Below are 18,977 nucleotides of genomic sequence, written 5' to 3'. Positions count from 1 at the left end.
GGCGGCGCGGTGCGACGAGTCGGCTCCGAGCCGGACGGGAAGGTTCGGTGGACGACACGACACGGCCCCGGGGCACGGGGCCGGTCGCGAGCACGCGCGCCGCGGCCGACGCCCTGCAGGCCGACCGCTCCCGCACGCGCGCGGCGCGGCGGCTGCGCCTGCGCGACGCCAGCGCCGCTCTCGACCGGCTGGCCGAGCTCGCCGCCCGGCTGCTCGGCGCCCCCATCGCGCAGATCTCCCTGCTCGACGACGTCGAGGTGGTCATCGCCGGCGCCGGGCTGCCCCCGGGCACGGTCGGCCGCGAGGCCCCGCTGGACGCCACCGCCTGCGCGGTCCCGGCCGCGGAGGGCGCGCCCGTCGTCGTCCCCGACGTGCACGCCGAGCCCCGCGCCACCGACCTCCCCCAGGTGCGGGCCGGGATCGTCGGTTCCTACCTCGGGGCGCCGATGGTCGACTCCGACGGCTTCGTCGTCGGCGTCGTCTGCGTGGCCGCCCCCACTCCGCGGCCGTGGTCGGACACCGACGTCGCCACCGTGCGCGAGATCGCCGCCGCCGCCGTCACCGAGCTCGAGCTGGCCGCGCTGCGCACCGCCTACGAGGGCGACCGTCTGCGCTACGGCCTGGCGATCGACGCCGCCGGCATCGGCACCTTCGACTGGGACCTGCGCACCGGCGAGCTGACCTGGGACAGCCGGCTGATCGAGATGTTCGGCTACGACGCCGAGTCCTTCGGCGGCACCATCGAGGCCTTCAACGACCGGGTGCACCCCGACGACCTGCCGCGGGTCACCGACGCCCTGCAGGCGAGCATCGCCGCGATCGGCGACTACGAGGCCGAGTACCGCGTCGTGTGGCCCGACGGCGAGACCCGCTGGGTGCAGGCCCGCGGCCGCACCCTGGCCGACGGCGACGGCGGCGCCGCCCGGGTGCTCGGCGCCGCCTACGACACCACCGCCGAGCGGGCCGCCGGGCTGCGGGTCACCCGCGTGCTCGAGGCCATGCCGGCCGGCTTCTACTCCCTCGACCGCGAGTGGCGCTTCACCCACGTCAACGCCGAGGCCGAGCGCCTGCTGGGCCGCGGCCGCGAGGACCTGCTCGGCCAGGAGCTGTGGACGGCGTTCCCCGCCGCGCGGGGCAGCGTCTTCGAGGAGAGCTACCGGGAGGCGGTGCGCACCGGGAAGCCGGTGCAGTTCGACGCGCACTACCCCGCGCCGCTGCACGGCTGGTACGAGCTGCGCGCCTGGCCGAGCCCCGAGGGCCTGTCGGTGTACTTCCTCGAGGTCACCGAGCGCCGCCGCGTGCAGGAGCGGGCCGAGCGCGGCGCCCAGCGGCTGGCGCTGCTCGCCCAGGTCAGCGCCGAGCTGGCCGGGGCGCTCGACGCCCAGACCGCCACCGCGCACCTGCCCCGGCTGGTGGTCCCCGCGCTGGCCGACTGGTGCATCGTCACCGTCGTCGACCCCGACGGCCGCCCGCGCGACGTCGGGCACTGGCACGCCGACCCGGCGGCGCGCCCGCTGGTCGAGCGCTACGCCGGCCTCCGGATCGACGCCATGCCGGCCACCGCGCCGCTCATGCGGGCGCTGCTCACCGGCGAGGCGGTCATGGAGCGCACCCGCGCCGTGATCGACCTGCTGCCCGAGGGCGAGGCGCGCGACCTGCTCACCGCGCTGGGCCCGGAGTCCGCCGTCGCGCTGCCCCTGCGCGGCCGCGACCGGACCCTCGGCGTCATGACCCTGTACTTCCGCCGGGGCTGGGCCCCGCGGGAGGAGGACCTCGCCACCGCCCAGGACGTCGCCGACCGGGCCGGCCTGGCGCTGGACAACGCCCGGCTCTACGGGCAGCAGCAGGCGCTGGCCGAGGGGCTGCAGCGCAGCCTGCTCACCGAGCCGCCGGAGCCCGACCACGCCGAGATCGCCGTCCGCTACCTGCCCGCCGCCGAGGCGGCGCGGGTGGGCGGCGACTGGTACGACGCGTTCCTGCAGCCCGGCGGGGCGACGATGCTGGTCATCGGCGACGTCGTCGGCCACGACACCGAGGCCGCCGCGGCGATGGGCCAGCTGCGCGGCCTGCTGCGCGGCATCGCCACCTACAGCGACGCCGGCCCCGGCGAGGTGCTGCGCGGCCTGGACGCCTCCATGGCGCTGCTGCAGACCCACGTGATGGCCACCGCCGCGGTCGCCCGCTTCGAGCAGACCGACGACGAGCGCGTCCGCGGCGTCACCCGGATGCGCTGGGCCAACGCCGGCCACCTGCCGCCGCTGGTCGTCAACCCCGACGGCAGCGTGGCCGAGCTCGCCTCCTGGCGCGGCGACCTGCTGCTCGGCGTCGACCCCGAGGCCCGCCGCGAGGAGTCCGTGGTCACCCTCGACCGCGGCGCCACCGTGCTGCTGTTCACCGACGGGCTCATCGAGCGGCGCGACGCCGACCTCGACGCCGGCATGGCACGGCTGCGGGAGGCGCTGCGCGAGCTCGCCGGCCGGCCTCTCGAGGAGGTGCTCGACGAGGTGCTGGACCGGCTGGTCGACGGGCGCCCGGAGGACGACGTCGCGCTCGTCGCCGTCCGGCTGCACCGCCAGGACCGCCCGCGCCCGCTCGACGCCGGCCCGAACCGGGTGCCCGACGTCGTCCCCGACGACCCCGCGAGCCCGACCACCCGCTGACCCGCCCGCGGGACCGGTCAGGAATCGAGAAGCTCCCGGGGCCGGCCCGCCCCTAGCGTCGACCGCACCGACACCGGACGACGAGAGGGAGCGGGACGTGACCAGCAGCGACGTCGAGGAGAGCACCGGCTTCAGCGCCGAGGAGCGCGCGGCGATGCGGGAGCGCGCGGCCGAGCTGCGCGCCGAGGGGCGCAAGGGCGCGAAGAAGGCCGACGGCTTGACGGCGGTCCTCGACCGGATCGCGGAGATGGCGCCGGAGGACCGGGTCCTCGCCGAGCGGGTGCACGTCGTCGTCACCACGCACGCCCCGCACCTGGCGCCGAAGACCTGGTACGGGATGCCCGCCTACACCAACGCCGAGGGCAAGGTCGTCGTCTTCTTCCAGGACGCCGGCAAGTTCGGCACCCGGTACTCGACCCTCGGGTTCAACGACGCCGCGATGCTGGACGACGGCGACCTGTGGCCGGTGTCGTTCGCGCTCCGCGCCTGGAGCCCGGCGGTGGAGGAGCGGGTGGTCGCGCTGGTGCGGACCGCCACCGCCTGAGCGCGCGGGTCAGTCGCGGCCCTTGTCGCGGCGCACGGTCACCTTCCGGCCCTTCACCGAGCTGGCCTCGAGCGCGGCGATGACCTCCTCGGCCGCGGCCGCGGGCACCTCGACCAGGCTGAACCGCTCGGCGATCTCGATCGCGCCGACGTCGCGGCCGCGCAGGCCGGTCTCCCCCGCGATCGCGCCGACCAGGTCGCCGGGCCGCACGCCGGCGCTGCGGCCGGCACCGATGAACAGCCGGACGCTGTCGCCGGAGCCGCCCGACCGGGAGCGGGGCGGGCGGCCCTGGCCGCGGTCCCCGTCGCGCTGGGGCCGCTCCGGGCGCAGCGTGACCTCGGGGATCTCCTCGTCGTCGTCGGGGCCGGTGGTGGCCTCGTGGGCGAGCTTGACCGCCGCGAGGGCCACCTCCATGACGTCGAACTCGTCGGTGAGCGTCTCGACGACGGCGCGGAAGCGCTCGAGGTCGTCGCCGAGCAGGCTCTCGCGCAGTGCGGCGCGGGTGAGCTCGAGGCGGCGGGCACGCAGGTCGGCGACGGTGGGGACCCGCTCCACCTTGATCGGGGCGCCGGTGACGCGCTCGATCGTCTTGAGCATCCGGTGCGCCCGCGGCTCGACCAGCGTGATGGCCACGCCCTCGCGGCCGGCCCGGCCCACCCGGCCGATGCGGTGCACGTAGGTCTCCGCCGCGGCCGGGACGTCGTAGTTGACGACGTGGGTGAGCTGCTCGACGTCGAGCCCGCGGGCGGCGACGTCGGTGGCCACCAGCAGCTCGGCGGTGCCGCCGCGCAGCCGGCCCATCACCCGGTCGCGCTGCTCCTGGCTCATCCCGCCGTGCAGCGCCTCGGCGCGGTAGCCGCGGCCGTTGAGCGTCTCGGTGAGGTCGTCGACCTCGTCGCGGGTGCGGCAGAAGACGATCGCCGCCGTCGGGCTCTCGACGTCGAGCACGCGCCCCAGCGCCGCCGGCTTGGCCGCGCGGGAGACGACGAAGGCGGTCTGGCGCACCCGCGGCGCCTCGCCCTCGGTGGGTACCTCGCGGGCCACCTGGATGCGCAGCGGGTCGCGCAGGTGGCGGCGGGCCATCGCGTCGAGCCGGCGCGGCATCGTGGCGCTGAAGAGCACCGTCTGCCGCTCCTCGGGCACCTCGTCGAGCAGCGCCTCGAGGTCCTCGGCGAAGCCCATGTCGAGCATCTCGTCGGCCTCGTCGAGCACCACCGTGGCCACGCCGCCCAGGTGCAGGCTGCCGCGCTGCAGCAGGTCCAGCGCCCGGCCGGGGGTGGCGACGACGACGTCCACCCCGGCCTCCAGCGCCCGGAGCTGGCGCGGGATCGGCTGGCCGCCGTAGACGGGGACCACCCGGGCGCCGAGGTCGCGGCCGTAGCGGTGCAGCGCCTCCGACACCTGGATGGCGAGCTCGCGCGTGGGCACGAGCACCAGGGCGAGCGGGTCGCCGCCGGGCCGCTCGTCGGGCAGCCGCTGCAGCACCGGCAGCGCGTAGGCCGCCGTCTTGCCGGTGCCGGTGGCCGCCTGGCCGAGCAGGTCGCGGCCGGCGGCCATCGGCGGCACGGCCTCGCGCTGGATCGGTGTGGGCTCCTCGTAGCCGAGCCGGGTCAGCGCCGCCAGCAGCTCCTCGCGCAGCCCGAGGTCGGCGAAGGTCACCCCCTGCTCGTCGCGCTCGGTCGCCTGGTCGCTCGTCTCGCCGTCCACCCGCCCAGTGTCGGCCATGTGCCCGTCCGGCCCGACGTGGCACCCTCCCCCGGTGAGCCCCGCGACCGCTGACGACCTCTGCCTCCGGCCGGCCACCGAGCTGGCCACCCTCGTGCGGAAGAGGGAGGTGTCCGCCCGCGAGCTGCTCGACGCGCACCTCGCCCGCATCGAGCGGGTCGACCCGCAGGTCAACGCGATCGTCACGCTCGACGCCGAGGGCGCCCGGGCCGCCGCGGACGCCGCGGACGCCGCGCTGGCCGCCGGGGAGCCGGTCGGCCCCCTGCACGGGCTGCCGGTGGCGCACAAGGACACCCACGCCACCGGCGGCATGCGCACCACGTGGGGTTCGCCGCTGCACGCCGACACCGTCCCCGCGCGCGACGAGCTCGTCGTCGAGCGGCTGCGGCGGGCCGGGGCGATCCGGGTGGGCAAGACCAACGTGCCCGAGTTCGCCGCCGGCTCGCACACCTTCAACACGCTGTTCGGCGCGACGCACAACCCCTACCGGCACGGGCTCTCGGCCGGCGGGTCCAGCGGCGGCGCCGCGGCCGCGCTCGCCGCCGGGCTGGTGCCACTGGCCGAGGGCAGCGACATGGGCGGCTCGCTGCGCAACCCGGCCGCCTTCTGCAACGTCGTCGGCCTGCGGCCCACGCCAGGCCGGGTGCCCACCTGGCCGGCCGCGATGGGCTTCTCCACCCTGTCGGTGCAGGGGCCGATGGGCCGCACGGTGGCCGACGTCGCCCTGACCCTCTCGGCGATCGCCGGACCCGACCCGCGGGTGCCGATCTCGCTGGCCGACGACCCCGCCGGGTTCGCGGCGGCGCTGCCGGAGGACCTGCGGGGCCTGCGGGTGGCCTGGGCGCCCGACCTCGGCGGGCTGGTCCCGGTCGACCCGGTGATCCCCGCCGTGCTGCGCGAGGTGCTGCCGGTGGTGGAGTCCCTCGGCGCCACCGTGGAGGAGGCCTGCCCCGACCTGCGCGAGGCCGACGAGGTGTTCGGCACGCTGCGCGCCTGGCTGTTCGAGGCCACGTTCGGGGAGGCCGTGCGCCGCTCGCCGGAGAAGGTGAAGGCGGCCATCCGCGGCAACGCGGCGATCGGCGCGGCGCTCACCGGGGCCGACGTCGGCCGGGCCGAGGTGGCGCACACCCGGCTGTACGAGCGCGTCGTCGGCTTCTTCGACCGCTACGACGTCCTGCTGGCGCCCACCACGCAGGTGCTGCCCTTCCCCGTCGAGCAGGAGTACCCCACGGAGGTCGCCGGGGTGCCGCAGGCCGACTACCTCGGCTGGATGCGCGCCTGCACGCTGATCTCGGCCACCGGCTGCCCCGCCCTGTCGCTGCCCGGCGGGTTCACGGCCGACGGGCTGCCGGTGGGCCTGCAGCTGGTCGCCGCCCCGCGCGCCGACCGGCGGCTGCTCGAGATCGCCCACGCGATCGAGCAGGCCACCGGCTTCGGCCGCCGGCACCCGGTCCTCTGAGACCGTCTGCGGCTCTCTAGTTCCCCGGCTAGAGAGCCGCAGACGGGCACATGGACGCCGTCAGCGGCGCCCGATCCGGGGCGGCGGCGGGGCCACCGGGGTGTCGGAGTGCTCCTCCAGGACGTCGGCCGCCGACCCCACGATCAGCGGGTCGGGGTCGCCGACGACGTCGCAGTCCTTGCCGTCGTAGTCCAGCCGGCACAGCACGTGCCGCATGGCCTCGAGCCGGGCGCGCTTCTTGTCGTTGCTCTTGATCACCGTCCACGGCGCGTGGGCGGTGTCGGTGTGGAGGAACATCGCCTCCTTGGCCTCGGTGTAGGCGTCCCACTTGTCGAGGCTGGCGAGGTCGGTGGGCGAGAGCTTCCACTGCCGCACCGGGTCGATCTGCCGCACGATGAAGCGCGAGCGCTGCTCCCCGCGGGACACCGAGAACCACAGCTTGAACAGCAGGATCCCGCTGTCGACGAACATCCGCTCCAGCTCGGGAGCCTGCAGCAGGAACTGCTGGTACTGCTCCTCGGTGCAGTAGCCCATGACCCGCTCGACGCCCGCGCGGTTGTACCAGGACCGGTCGAACATCACGATCTCGCCGGCCGCCGGCAGGTGCTGCACGTAGCGCTGGAAGTACCACTGCGTCTGCTCGCGCTCGCTGGGCTTGTCCAGCGCGACCGTGCGGGCACCGCGCGGGTTCAGGTGCTCGGTGAACCGCTTGATCGTGCCGCCCTTGCCCGCCGCGTCGCGGCCCTCGAAGACGATGACCAGCCGCTGGCCGGTGTCCTTCACCCAGCCCTGCAGCTTGAGCAGCTCGATCTGCAGCCGGCGCTTCTCGATCTCGTACTCCCGGCGCTCCATGCGCTCGGTGTACGGGTAGCCCTCCCGCCAGGTCTCGACGCGCTCGCCGTCGGGCCCGAAGAGCTCGCGGTCGTCGTCCCAGTCCTCGTCGCTGTTCTCGTCGGGCAGGGAGTTGAGCCGCCACTTCGTCAGGTCGAGGACCTCGGCCTTGTGGGGGACCCGGACGGGCGGGGCCGGTTCGGCGTCGGCGTCGACGTCGGCGCGGTCGACCAGGGTGTCGGGCTGCACGGGGCGTCTCCTCCCGGGGAGGGGTCAGGGACGCTCGCGGCCGTACCCCGGACGGGCGCGGACAGTCCTGTTCCGCCGGACCGGAGCCGGGCGCGCGGGGCCGGGGTCCCCCGCCTCCAGCACGTGGGCGACGGCGTACTCGGCCAGCGCGGCCAGCGCGCGGGCGTCGGAGCCCGGCTGCAGCGCGGGCAGCAGGTGCACCTCGACGACGCGCCCGCCCTCGGCCGACCGGACGGCGACCGGGCAGACCGGCACCTGGGCGTCGACGGCCGCGGCCACCGCGCGGGCGCGGAACCGGCCGGGCTCGCCGTCGGCCGCGGCGCCGCCGGGGTGCGTGGTGACGCTGACGCCGGCGCGCAGCAGCGCGCTGACCTCGGCGCGGACGGCGCCGCTGCCGTCGTCGACGAGCAGGCCGCCGCGGCGGGCCAGGGAGCGCAGCAGCGGGTTGTCGACGAGGGCGGCGTCGACCACGGGGGTGGCCGGGACGACGGTGGCCAGGGCCAGCACGTCGAGCCAGCCGGCGGCATTGGCGACGACCAGGCGCGGCCCGCGCGGCCAGGCGACCGGGGAGGAGACGACGCGCACCCGCACGCCCTGGGCGCAGAGGATGTCGGCGGCGGTGCAGACGAGCAGGCGCCGGCGTCGGCGGTCCCCGCCCCACGAGGCGGTGGCGGCGCGGACGGCGGTGCGGGCGACGGTGCTCGCGACGGCGGGGCTCAGGGTGGCGGGCGTCAGGGTGGCGGGCGTCAGGGTGGCGGGCGCGCTGTCCATGGGGCCTCCCGGTCGTGGTCTACCGGGAGCCAGGGTCGGCGGCGCAGGTGTCCTCCGGGTGACGGCCGTGCGGAGATCTGCCGTCGGGGCCGTGCACTCCCTCCCGGTGGACACCCGTCCGGGCGGCACCTCGTCCGCGAGATCTGCACACTCGGGGCTACCGGGCGCGCGAGAGCCCCGGGTGTGCAGATCTCGCGGGGCCCTAGCGGCGGCGGAGGCCGCGCAGCGTGCGCACCGCGACCACCAGTTCGGGCAGCTCGTGCCGGTCGCCGGCGGCGATGTCGGCGAGCTGGGCGGCGGCGCGGCGCTGCGGGCCGTCCCAGCCCTCCGCCCACTCCCCCACCAGGTCGGCGGCGTCGCCGCTCCCCCGCCCCGACAGCACCTCGACGGCGAGCTCGGCCTGCTCGGCGGCCAGGTCGTCGCGCAGCGCCGCGCGGGCCATCGACGGCCAGCGGCGGTCCCGCGGCAGCGCGATGACCAGCTCGCGCAGCGGCACCAGCGCCAGCCGGTCGGCCAGCTCCTGCGCCACCCGCCCGGCCAGCTCGATCGGCGCCCCGGTGCGCTCGGCGACGACGGCGAGGTCCAGCGCCGCCGGCAGCAGCGGCGCCGCGGCCACCTCCCCCGCCAGCGCCTCGGGCACCCCGGCCGCGCGCAGCCGCTCGGCCCGCGCCGCGTAGGACGCCGCCTCGTCGCCCAGCAGCCACCCGGGCAGGCCGGCGCGCACCGCCGCCACGGGGGCGGCGAACCGCTCGGTCACCGCGGTGATCCCCGCGGCGGGGCGGGTGACCAGCTCGGGCAGCCGCAGCAGCCACCGCGCGGCCCGCTCGGAGAGCCGGGTGGCCTCCGTGCGCACCTCCACCTGCACCGGCGCGGGCACCCGGTTGTCCAGCGGCCGGACGGTGTCCCACAGCCGGTCGACCTCGAACACCGCGCGGGCCACCGCGTGCGCCCGCACGACGGCGGCCAGGTCCAGCCCGGTCTCCTCGGCCAGCCGGTAGAGGCCCGTGACGCCGGCGGTGTTGACCGCCCGGTTGGTCAGCGCGGTCGCGATGATCTCCCGCCGCAGCGGGTGGGTGTCGACGGCCGCGGGGAACCGCTCGCGCAGCGGCGCCGGGAAGTAGTCGCGCAGCAGCCGGGCCAGGGCCGGGTCGTCGGGCAGGTCGCCGTGCAGGACGGCGTCGTTGACCTCGAGCTTGGCGTAGGCCAGCAGCACCGACAGCTCCGGGCTGGTCAGCGCGTGCCCGTCGCGGCGGCGCTGGGCGAGCGCGCGGTCGTCGGGCAGCGCCTCCACGGCGCGCACCAGCCGGCCGGTGCGCTCCAGGTGCCGGATGAACCGCTCGTGCGCGTCGAGCAGGCTGCGCGACGACGTCACCTCCGCGGCGAGGGTGGCGTTCTGCGCGTGGTTGTCGGTGAGGACGGCGGCGGCGACCTCGTCGCTCATCTCCTCGAGCAGCGCGGCGCGGCCGCCGGCGTCGAGCGCGCCGGCGTCGACCACGCCGTTGAGCGCGATCTTGATGTTCACCTCGTGGTCGGAGGTGTCCACGCCGGCGGAGTTGTCGATCGCGTCGGTGTTCACCCGGCCGCCGGCCAGCGCGTACTCCACGCGCCCGCGCTGGGTCAGGCCGAGGTTGCCGCCCTCCCCCACCACCCGCACGCGCAGCTGGTGCCCGTCGACCCGGACGGCGTCGTTGGCCTTGTCGCCGACGTCGAGGTGGCTCTCGGACGCCGCCTTCACGTAGGTGCCGATGCCGCCGTTGAACAGCAGGTCCACCGGCGCGAGCAGCACCGCGCGGATGAGCTCGACGGGCGAGAGCGTGTCGACGTCGTCGGGCAGCCCCAGGGCGGTGCGCATCGGCCCGCTCACCGGGATCGCCTTCGCCGTCCGCGGCCAGACCCCTCCCCCGGCGCTGATCAGCGTCGGGTCGTAGTCGGCCCACGACGAGCGCGGCAGCTCGAACAGGCGGCGCCGCTCGGCGAACGACACCGCGGCGTCCGGCGTGGGGTCGACGAACACGTGCCGGTGGTCGAAGGCGGCCACCAGCCGGATGTGCTCGGACAGCAGCATCCCGTTGCCGAACACGTCGCCGGACATGTCGCCGACGCCGACGACGGTGAACTCCTGGCTCTGCACGTCCAGGTCGAGCTCGCGGAAGTGCCGGGTCACCGACTCCCACGCGCCGCGGGCGGTGATGCCCATGGCCTTGTGGTCGTAGCCGACGGAGCCACCGGAGGCGAAGGCGTCACCGAGCCAGAACCCGCGCTCGAGCGCGACGGCGTTGGCGAGGTCGGAGAAGGTCGCCGTCCCCTTGTCCGCCGCGACGACCAGGTACGGGTCGTCGCCGTCGTGCCGGACCACCCGCTCCGGCGGCACGACCTCCCCGCCGACCAGGTTGTCGGTGAGCGACAGGAGCGCACCGATGAACAGCCGGTAGCAGGCCTGCCCCTCGGCCAGGACCTCCTCGCGGGAGGCCCCCTCGGGCGGCGGGTTGCGGACGACGAAGCCGCCCTTGGCGCCGGTGGGCACGATGACGGTGTTCTTGACCATCTGCGCCTTGACCAGGCCGAGCACCTCGGTGCGGAGGTCCTCGCGGCGGTCGGACCAGCGCAGCCCGCCGCGGGCGACCGCGCCGAAGCGCAGGTGCACGCCCATCACCCGGGGGCTGCTGACGAACACCTCGCGGGCCGGCCGCGGCTCGGGCAGGTCGGGCACGGCGTGCGGGTCGAGCTTGATCGCCAGCGGCCCGCCCGCGTAGTAGGTGGTGCGCTGGGTGGCGGTGACGGCGGCCAGCAGGCTGCTGAGCACGCGGTCGGCGTCGAGGGAGTCCACCCGGCCGATCGCCTCGCGCAGCGACGCGGCCAGCGCCTCCTGGCGGGTGCCCCGGCCGGCCTCGCGCCCCGGCGAGAAGCGGGTCTCGAACAGCGCCACCAGCCGGGCGACGACGTCGGGGTGCGCGGCCAGCGTGGTCTCGACGTACCGCTGGCCGAAGGGCAGGCCGGCCTGGCGCAGCCACTGCACGTAGGCGCGCACCACGGTGACCTGCCGCCAGTTCAGCCCGGCCAGCAGCACCAGGGCGCCCAGGCCGTCGTCCTCGGCGTCCCCGCGCCAGACGGCGGCGACCGCCTCGGTGAACCGCTCCGGCAGCGACCCGGGGAAGGGCAGCTCGCCGCCGGGCAGCGTGGCCGGCGGCACGGTGAGGCCGAAGTCGTAGATCCAGGCCGGCCGGGCGCCGATCCGGTCGATCTCGTAGGGCCGCTCGTCGACGACGTCGACGCCCATGTGCTGCAGCACCGGCAGCACGTCGGACAGCAGCAGCCGCTCCCCCACCCGGTACACCGTCAGCCGCGGCTCACCCTCCGCGGCGCCGCGGGGGCGGCGCAGCCGCAGGCCCAGCTCGCCGGGCCCCAGCGCGTCGAGCCGGGTGAGGTCCTCCACGGCCGTCGTCGCCGGGAAGTCCTCCTGGTAGGAGGCCGGGAAGGCGTCGGCGACGCGGGAGAGCACCTGCTCGGCCTCGGCGCCGTACCGCTCGGCGAGGGCGTCGGCGAGGTCGTCGGTCCAGCTGCGGGCGACGGAGGACAGGCCGTGCTGCAGCGCGTCGACGTCGACGTCGGACAGCGCCGGCACCCCGCCGCGGGCCACCGGCACGCGGACGACGAAGTGCAGCCGGGCGAGGACCGACTCGGTGACGTGGGCGCTGAACTCGATGTCGCGGCCGCCGAGGCGGGACAGCAGCTCCTGCTGCATCGCCAGCCGCACCTCGGTCGTGTACCGGTCGCGCGGCAGGTAGACCAGCGCCGACCAGAACCGGCCGTAGGGGTCACGGCGGAGGAACAGCCGGGTCTGGCGGCGTTCCTGCAGGTAGAGCACCGACATCGCGACCGGCAGCAGCTCGCCGGCCGCCGCCTGGAACAGCTCGTCGCGCGGGAGGGTCTCCAGGACGCCGACCAGCGTCTTGCCGGTGTGGCTGTCGGCGGGCACCCCGGAGCCCTCGACCACCTCGTCGACCTTCCGGCGCACCAGCGGCACGTCGCGGACGCCGGCGGCCGCCGCGGTGCTCGGGAACAGCCCGACCAGGCGGTGCTGGCGGGCCGGGCCGCCGCCCTCGGCGGGCAGCGTGACGGCGACGAGGTCCAGCCAGGCGCGGCGGTGCACGGTGGAGCGGATGTCGGCCTTGGTCACGGTGACCAGCGCGGGCCCGAGCGCGCCCGCGGCCTCCGGGAGCGCGCCGCCGGAGTCGCTGCGCAGCACGCCCAGGCCCGAGCCGGGGACGGCGCGCACCTCGTCGCCGCTCACCTCGACCTCGCGGGCGCCGAGCAGCACGAGGTTGCCGTCGGCCAGCCAGCGCAGGAGCGCGGCCACCTCGGCGGGGTCGTCGGCCGGGTCGGCGGTGGCCTGCGAGCCGATCTCCTCCAGCCGCGTGGCCAGCTCCAGGGCGCGGGCGGCGATGCGCGGTGCGTCCTCGTCGACGGCGCGCACGTCGGCCAGGGCGGTGCGCAGGCCGGCGACCAGGTCCCCGGAGGCCTCGTCGTCCAGCGGCCCGTCGAGGACGACGGCCATCCACGACTCGGCCAGCGCGTCGGGCCCGCAGTCGCCGACCTCGGTGCCGCCGCTGTCGCAGAAGGCCCGCAGCGCCCCGGAGACGTCGCGGCGCACCACGACCACCGGGTGCACGACGTGCTGCAGGCCCACGCCCTGGCGGACCACCTCGGCGGTCACGGAGTCGACGAGGAAGGGCATGTCGTCGGTGACGACGAGCAGCAGCCCGCGGCCGTCGGTCAGCCGCTCGACGACGACGGTGGCCGAGCCCTGCGGGCGGACGGCGGCGACCCGCAGGTGCCGCAGCGCCAGCGCCGCGAGGTCCCCGGGGTCGTGCCCGAGGACCTCGGCCGGCGGCTCGCTCCAGTAGTAGCGCTGCAGCAGGGCCGGGAGGTCGGTGACGTCGCAGCCGGCCGGCAGCCCCGGGCCGCCGTCGAGGGCGCCCTCCGCCGCCGCGGCGGCCTCGGCCAGCAGTGCCCGCTTGCGGTCGTTCGCCGCCTCGAGGGCGACCAGCCCGGGCGGGGCGGCGTCCTCCGGTCGGCCGGGGACGACGGTGTCCACGCCGATGGTGCTCATGACCACCGACGCTAGTGCGGGCGGCAGGCCGCGTCATGGCGACGCGGCCTGCGGCGGGTCGGGCCCCTGCGGGGGCCTGGCTCAGCGGCGGTCGAGCACCAGGTCGGCGGCCCAGCCGACGACCGCGAGCACGAGGCCACCGAGCACCGCGGTGCCGAAGCCGTCGACCGCCAGCCGGTCCGACAGCGCGGCGGTCAGGCCGAGCAGCGCGGCGTTGACCACGAGGAGGAACAACCCGAGCGACAGGAGGATCGCCGGGAACGAGAGGAACCGCAGGATCGGCCCGACGATCGCGTTGACCACCGCGAAGACCAACGCGACCCAGAGGAACGTGCCGCTGATGCCCAGCGCCCCGTCCTCGTTGCCGTCGATCCGGATGCCGGGCAGCAGCCGCGTGAGGCCGTAGAAGGCCAGGGCCATGACGACGACCTTGAGCGCGAACCTGATCACGGACGCCACGCTAGCGGCGCGACCTGTGAGGACCGGCCCTCTGCGCCCGTCTACGGCTCTCTCGGGTCGGAGCTAGAGAGTGGCAGATGACGCCATCTACCCGGCCCGCGGTGACCGTCTCCCGTCCACGGCGGTCCGCGGGCCGGCTCGGACCACCACAGGCGCGTCGTGATCACCGGCGGCCGGGTCGCGACACGCGCTACGCCGTTCTACGGATCTCTACGGTCCGGGCTAGACGGGGCCATACGGTGCTCGACGTGGACCCCGTGCGGAACCCCTACGCGCCCGGTGCCGGACAGCGCCCGCCCGAGCTGGCCGGCCGCGACGACGAGCTGTCGGCCTTCGACGTCGTCCTCGAGCGGATCGCCCGGGGCCGGCCGGAGCGGTCGCTGGTGCTCACCGGGCTGCGCGGCGTGGGCAAGACCGTGCTGCTCAACCAGCTGCGATCGGCGGCGATCGGCCGCGGCTGGGGGACCGGGAAGATCGAGGCGCGGCCGGACCAGTCGCTGCGCCGGCCGGTGTCCTCGGCGCTGCACATGGCGCTGCGGGAGCTGCGGCACCCCGACCAGGAGTCCATGGACAGCGTGCTCGGCGTCCTCAAGGCGTTCGCGCAGCGGCAGACGCCGGCCGACGCGAAGCTGCGCGACCGGTGGCAGCCCGGCATCGACGTCCCGGCCACCAGCGGCCGCGCCGACTCCGGGGACATGGAGATCGACCTGGTCGAGCTGCTCAGCGACGCGGCCGGGCTCGCGGCCGACGTCGGCAAGGGCATCGCGCTGTTCATCGACGAGATGCAGGACGTGCAGGCCCCCGACGTCTCGGCCATCTGCGCCGCCTGCCACGAGCTGTCGCAGCAGGGCGCGCCGCTGATCGTCGTCGGGGCGGGCCTCCCCCACCTGCCCGCGGTGCTGTCGGCGTCGAAGAGCTACTCCGAGCGGCTCTTCCGCTACCTGCGCATCGACCGGCTGGACCGGCCGGCCGCCGACCGCGCGCTGCTGGCGCCGGCCGAGCGCGAGGAGGTCAGCTACGAGCCGGCCGCCCTCGACGCGCTCTACGACGCCGCCGACGGCTACCCCTACTTCGTGCAGGCCTACGGGAAGGTCACCTGGGACGTCGCGGCGGCCTCCCCCATCACCGCCGCCGACGTCGCGATGGCCGCGCCCGTGGCCGAGGCCGAGCTCGCCGTCGGCTTCTTCGGGTCCCGCTACGACCGCGCCACCCCCGCCGAGCGCGAGTACATGCACGCGATGGCCGAGCTCGGCGGCCCGCAGGGCGCCCCGGTGGCGACGTCGGAGGTCGCCGCGGCGCTGGGCCGCAAGCCGGCGTCGCTGTCCCCGGCCCGCGACTCGCTGATCAAGAAGGGCCTCGTCTACTCCGCCGAGCGCGGGCAGATCGCGTTCACGGTGCCGCACTTCGGCCGTTACCTGCTGCGCCACCCCGACTGAGCCGCCCGTCGCCTCGCGCCGGACGGTTGGGCGGCGCAACCGGGGGCAGGGACGACCCCGTGCCGGGAGCTGTCGAGGCGGGACTGTGGGGACTGCTGGGCGGCGCCGCCCTCGTGCTGGGGGCGCTGGTCGCCTGGTTCGTCCGGGTGCCGCAGGCGGTCATCGCCTCGGTCATGGCCTTCGGCTCCGGCGTGCTCATCTCCGCCGTCGCCTTCGACCTCGTGGCCGAGGCGGCCGACACCGGCGGGCTGGCGGCCACCGCGGTCGGCTTCCTCGGCGGCTCGCTGGCCTACCTCGGCGCGAACGCGCTGCTGGCCCGCCGCGGCGCCCGGCACCGCAAGCGCTCCGGCGGCACCGGGGACGAGCAGCAGCCCTCCGAGGAGGAGCAGTCCGGCAGCGGCGCGGCCATCGCGATCGGCGCGCTGCTCGACGGCGTCCCCGAGTCCGTGGTGCTCGGCCTCGGCCTGCTCGGCGGCGGCTCGGTCAGCCCGTCGGTGCTCGCCGCCGTCTTCATCTCCAACGTGCCCGAGGGCCTGTCCAGCGCGGCCGGGATGAAGGCCAACGGGCGGAGGGCGGCCTACGTCTTCGGCGTCTGGGGCGGGATCGCCGTGGTCAGCGGCCTGGCGGCGCTCCTCGGCTACGTGGCGCTGGGCAGCGCGTCCCCCGAGGTGGTCGCCGTCATCACCGCCGTCGCGGCCGGCGCCATCCTCACCATGATCGCCGACACGATGATCCCCGAGGCGTTCGAGCGCACCCGCACCTGGACCGGGGTCATCACCACCGTCGGCTTCCTCGTGGCCTTCGCGATCGAGCGGCTGGGCGCGTGAGCGGGCAGGGTGGGGACGTGGTCGAGCCCGTGCAGGTCCGCGTCCCGGTCGACGGCGGGGAGCTCTCCGCCCTGCACTGGGCCGCCGACGCCCCCGGCTCCCCCATCGTCGTGCTGGTGCACGGGATCACCGCCAACGCGATGGTCTGGGCGCCCGTGGCCGCGGCCCTCGCCGGGGAGTTCGAGGTGGTGGCGCCCGACCTGCGCGGCCGCGCCGGCTCCGCGGACCTGCCCGGCCCCTACGGCCTGCAGCGGCACGCCGACGACGTCGCCGCCCTGCTCGACCGCTTCGGCGCCGACGACGACGCCGGGGCCGACGCCACGGTGCTCGTCGGCCACTCGATGGGCGCGTTCGTCGCCACGCTGGCCGCCGCCGGGCCCGCCCGCGACCGGGTGCACGGCCTGGTGCTGGTCGACGGCGGGCTCGCGCTGCCCGAGCCGCCCGGGGCCGACGTCGACGCCAAGCTCGCCGCGCTGCTCGGCCCGTCGCTGGACCGGCTGGGCACCACCTTCCCCGACCTGGCCGCCGTCCGGTCGTTCTGGGCCGCGCACCCCGCCGTCGGCCCGTGGGTGGACGAGCCCGCGGTGGCCGCCCACCTCGCCCGCGACCTCGTGCCCGGCGAGGTGCCGCTGCGCAGCGCCTGCGTGGCCGAGGCGGTCCGGGTCGACGGCGGCGACCTCCTGCTGAACGAGCGGGTCCTGGAGGCGACGGGCGCCCTGCCGGTGCCCGCGACGCTGCTGTGGGCCTCCCGCGGGCTGCTCGACCAGACGCCCGGCCTCTACGACGACGCCCGGCTCGCGGGGATGGGCCTGGACGAGCTCGGGATCGCCGCGCAGGAGGTGCCCGGCACCAACCACTACTCGATCCTGTGGACCGAGGAGGGGGTCGGCGAGATCGCCGCGGCGGTGGCCGCGGCCGCCACCGTCGGCTAGGAGGAGGACCCCCTCGTCCCCACCTCTGGCAGGCTCGGGGCGGGCCCCGCGCGGGGGCCGACCGCACCTCGCGTCGGCGGCAGGACCTCGGGCCCGGCCTCCGCGGGGCGCTCCTCGCGCATCGCGTGGGCGCGCACGGCGAGCACCGCGACGTCGTCCTCGGCGCCGTCGGCCAGCATCGCGGTGAGCAGGTCGTCGCACAGGTCGGCCAGCGGCCGCCCGCCGCCGTCGGCGAGCAGTGCCCGCACCCGGTCGCGGCCCTCGTCCAGCGGGACGCCGCGCCGCTCGAAGAGCCCGTCGGTGAACAGCAGCAGCGTGGCGCCCTCGGGGACGACGGCCTCGCCGTCGGCGCGCGGGCCGCGCCAGCCGATGCCCAGCGGCGGCCCCACGGGGGCGCTGAGGTCCTGCACCGTGCCGTCGGGCAGCAGCAGCATCGGGTCGGGGTGGCCGGCCGAGGACCAGCGCAGCCGGCGCAGCCCCGCGGCCCGCTCGGCCTCGTCCTGCTCCACGCGGCAGACCAGCGCGGTGGCCATCGCGGGGACGTCGAGCCCGACGATCGCGTGGTCGACCCGGCGCAGCACCCCGGCGGGCTCCTCGAGCCGGTCGAAGGCGATGGCGCGGACCAGCGTCTTCACCTGCCCCATGGCCGCGGCGGCCTCGATGTCGTGGCCCATGACGTCGCCGATGACCAGCACCGTGTCGCCGTCGGGCTGGAGGAACGCGTCGTACCAGTCGCCGCCGATCGACACCCCGCGGGTGGCCGGGCGGTAGCGGACGGCCAGCTCGAGGTGGTCGGGCTGCACCGGCGGGGACAGCAGGCTGTGCTGCATCCGCTCGGCCACCTGCTGGGCGGCGGTGGCCAGCCGGGCGTTGTCGAGGGCGAGGGCGGCTCGGCGCGAGGCGATCTCCGCGGTGCGCAGCTCGGCCTCGGTGTGCGGCCCGCGCTCGGGCCCGTTGACCAGCGTGAACGCGCCGAACAGCTCGCCGCGGGCGACCAGCGGGAAGGTGGCGACGGCGGAGGGCCGCAACGGCGCCAGCGCGGCCCGGCTCTCCTCGTCGGCGGTCATCGCGACGACGTCCTCGGGCGTCAGGCGCGGGATGACCACCGGGCGGCCCTGCGCGAGTGCCGTCGGCACCGGGGCGTTGGGCCGGTTGGTGCGCACCCGCAGGTCGGCGTAGCGGTGCATCGCCTCGACCTGCGCCGGGTCGCTGTGCGCGCGGCCGACGTCGCGGCGGGTGCCGTCGGGGCCGACCACGCTGACCAGGCACCAGTCGGCCAGCAGGGGGACGACGGTGTGCGCGAAGCGGGCGACGGACTCGTCGACGTCGGTGGTGGAGGTCATCGCCTGGCTGATGTCACCGAGCAGCACCAGGTACCGCGCCGAGGTCTCGGCCAGCACCGCGGACGCCGCGGCCTCGGCGGCCGCCCGCTCGCGGGCCGCGATCGCCGCCGCCCGCTCGTCCTCGGTGCGCCGGCGCAGCGTGACGTCGTCGTAGGTGACCACGAGGCCCGCGGGGGTGAGGAAGGCGTCGGCGCGGAACCAGCGGTCCAGCGGCGCGAAGAAGGCCTCGGTGCTGCCGGCCTCGCCGGTCGCCCGCACGTGGCGGTAGAGGGCGTCGAACGGCCCGCCGACGGCCTCGGGGAACTCCTCCCAGATGGCGTGCCCGACCAGCCCGGCGACCGTGCGCTCGAGGACGGCGGCGCCGGCGGGGTTGACGTAGCTGAACCGCCAGTCCGCGTCCAGGACGAACAGCGGCCGGTCCATGCCCTCGACGGCCTGCACGAGCAGGTCGCCGGGCGGCGGGACCGCCCCCTCCGGGGTCATGGGGACACATGCTGCCCCATCGAGGCGGGCCGGTCTCGATCGCGGTGGCCGTCCGCCCCGTCGTGGTGATACGGCGCGCGCCGGCCCGTTGGCAGACGGGCCCCGCGGGGCCATGATCGCCGTCGAGGCCACGGGAGCCAGCAGCGCC

At 76.5% G+C, this 18,977-nt stretch carries 12 protein-coding genes; 6 read left to right on the top strand and 6 right to left on the bottom strand.

What is annotated here, in order from left to right; all coding sequences use genetic code 11:
- Nucleotides 1-47: 47 nt before the first annotated feature.
- On the top strand, nucleotides 48-2,660 hold the full coding sequence (locus tag ACI79X_RS13915) for a SpoIIE family protein phosphatase (protein WP_457025999.1): 2,613 nt from the start codon (nucleotides 48-50) through the stop codon (nucleotides 2,658-2,660).
- 97 nt (nucleotides 2,661-2,757) lie between these two features.
- Nucleotides 2,758-3,204, top strand: a complete 447-nt coding sequence (locus ACI79X_RS13910; protein ID WP_457025998.1) for an iron chaperone — start codon at nucleotides 2,758-2,760, stop codon at nucleotides 3,202-3,204.
- 9 nt (nucleotides 3,205-3,213) lie between these two features.
- Here ACI79X_RS13910 and ACI79X_RS13905 read toward each other — a convergent pair whose 3' ends face one another.
- Entirely contained in the window at nucleotides 3,214-4,911 is a 1,698-nt protein-coding gene (locus ACI79X_RS13905; RefSeq protein WP_457025997.1) for a DEAD/DEAH box helicase, read from the bottom strand.
- Nucleotides 4,912-4,963: 52 nt separating this feature from the next.
- On the opposite strand from ACI79X_RS13905, the gene ACI79X_RS13900 reads away from it, so the two are divergent.
- Entirely contained in the window at nucleotides 4,964-6,388 is a 1,425-nt protein-coding gene (locus tag ACI79X_RS13900) for an amidase (protein ID WP_457025996.1), read from the top strand.
- A 60-nt stretch (nucleotides 6,389-6,448) separates the two neighbouring features.
- On the opposite strand, the gene ppk2 is transcribed toward ACI79X_RS13900, so the two are convergent.
- From ppk2 to ACI79X_RS13880, 4 genes are all read right to left on the bottom strand, one after another.
- Nucleotides 6,449-7,468 carry a polyphosphate kinase 2 gene (ppk2, locus tag ACI79X_RS13895; protein ID WP_457025995.1) on the bottom strand — a complete coding sequence of 340 codons (1,020 nt, stop codon included), beginning with the start codon at nucleotides 7,466-7,468 and terminating at the stop codon, nucleotides 6,449-6,451.
- A gap of 24 nt (nucleotides 7,469-7,492) precedes the next feature.
- Nucleotides 7,493-8,239 (bottom strand): 1-acyl-sn-glycerol-3-phosphate acyltransferase, encoded by a 747-nt coding sequence (locus ACI79X_RS13890; protein WP_457025994.1) that lies wholly within the window; start codon nucleotides 8,237-8,239, stop codon nucleotides 7,493-7,495.
- 202 nt (nucleotides 8,240-8,441) lie between these two features.
- Nucleotides 8,442-13,349: an NAD-glutamate dehydrogenase gene (locus tag ACI79X_RS13885; RefSeq protein WP_457025993.1), complete on the bottom strand. Its 4,908-nt coding sequence runs from the start codon at nucleotides 13,347-13,349 to the stop codon at nucleotides 8,442-8,444.
- A gap of 81 nt (nucleotides 13,350-13,430) precedes the next feature.
- Entirely contained in the window at nucleotides 13,431-13,799 is a 369-nt protein-coding gene (locus tag ACI79X_RS13880; RefSeq protein ID WP_457025992.1) for a phage holin family protein, read from the bottom strand.
- A 257-nt stretch (nucleotides 13,800-14,056) separates the two neighbouring features.
- On the opposite strand from ACI79X_RS13880, the gene ACI79X_RS13875 reads away from it, so the two are divergent.
- Genes ACI79X_RS13875 through ACI79X_RS13865 form a run of 3 tightly spaced genes read left to right on the top strand, consistent with a single transcriptional unit; the run spans nucleotide 14,057 to nucleotide 17,003 of the window.
- Nucleotides 14,057-15,244: an AAA family ATPase gene (locus ACI79X_RS13875; protein WP_457025991.1), complete on the top strand. Its 1,188-nt coding sequence runs from the start codon at nucleotides 14,057-14,059 to the stop codon at nucleotides 15,242-15,244.
- Nucleotides 15,245-15,303: 59 nt separating this feature from the next.
- Nucleotides 15,304-16,071, top strand: a complete 768-nt coding sequence (locus tag ACI79X_RS13870; protein ID WP_457025990.1) for a ZIP family metal transporter — start codon at nucleotides 15,304-15,306, stop codon at nucleotides 16,069-16,071.
- 17 nt (nucleotides 16,072-16,088) lie between these two features.
- Nucleotides 16,089-17,003 (top strand): alpha/beta fold hydrolase, encoded by a 915-nt coding sequence (locus ACI79X_RS13865; protein ID WP_457025989.1) that lies wholly within the window; start codon nucleotides 16,089-16,091, stop codon nucleotides 17,001-17,003.
- Here the strand turns inward: ACI79X_RS13865 and ACI79X_RS13860 are convergent.
- Complete coding sequence (locus ACI79X_RS13860; RefSeq protein ID WP_457025988.1) at nucleotides 17,000-18,829, bottom strand: SpoIIE family protein phosphatase; 1,830 nt, start codon at nucleotides 18,827-18,829, stop codon at nucleotides 17,000-17,002. The genes ACI79X_RS13865 and ACI79X_RS13860 overlap by 4 nt on opposite strands.
- Nucleotides 18,830-18,977: the final 148 nt, after the last annotated feature.

Source organism: Geodermatophilus sp. SYSU D01119 (assembly GCF_054049975.1).
This window is presented reverse-complemented; position numbering and strand designations above follow the sequence as displayed.

Coding starts and splice junctions, on each gene's coding strand:
- ACI79X_RS13890 (WP_457025994.1), bottom strand. CDS start 8,239: ATGGACAGCGCGCCCGCCACCCTGACGCCCGCCACCCTGACGCCCGCC.
- ACI79X_RS13860 (WP_457025988.1), bottom strand. CDS start 18,829: ATGACCCCGGAGGGGGCGGTCCCGCCGCCCGGCGACCTGCTCGTGCAG.
- ACI79X_RS13885 (WP_457025993.1), bottom strand. CDS start 13,349: ATGAGCACCATCGGCGTGGACACCGTCGTCCCCGGCCGACCGGAGGAC.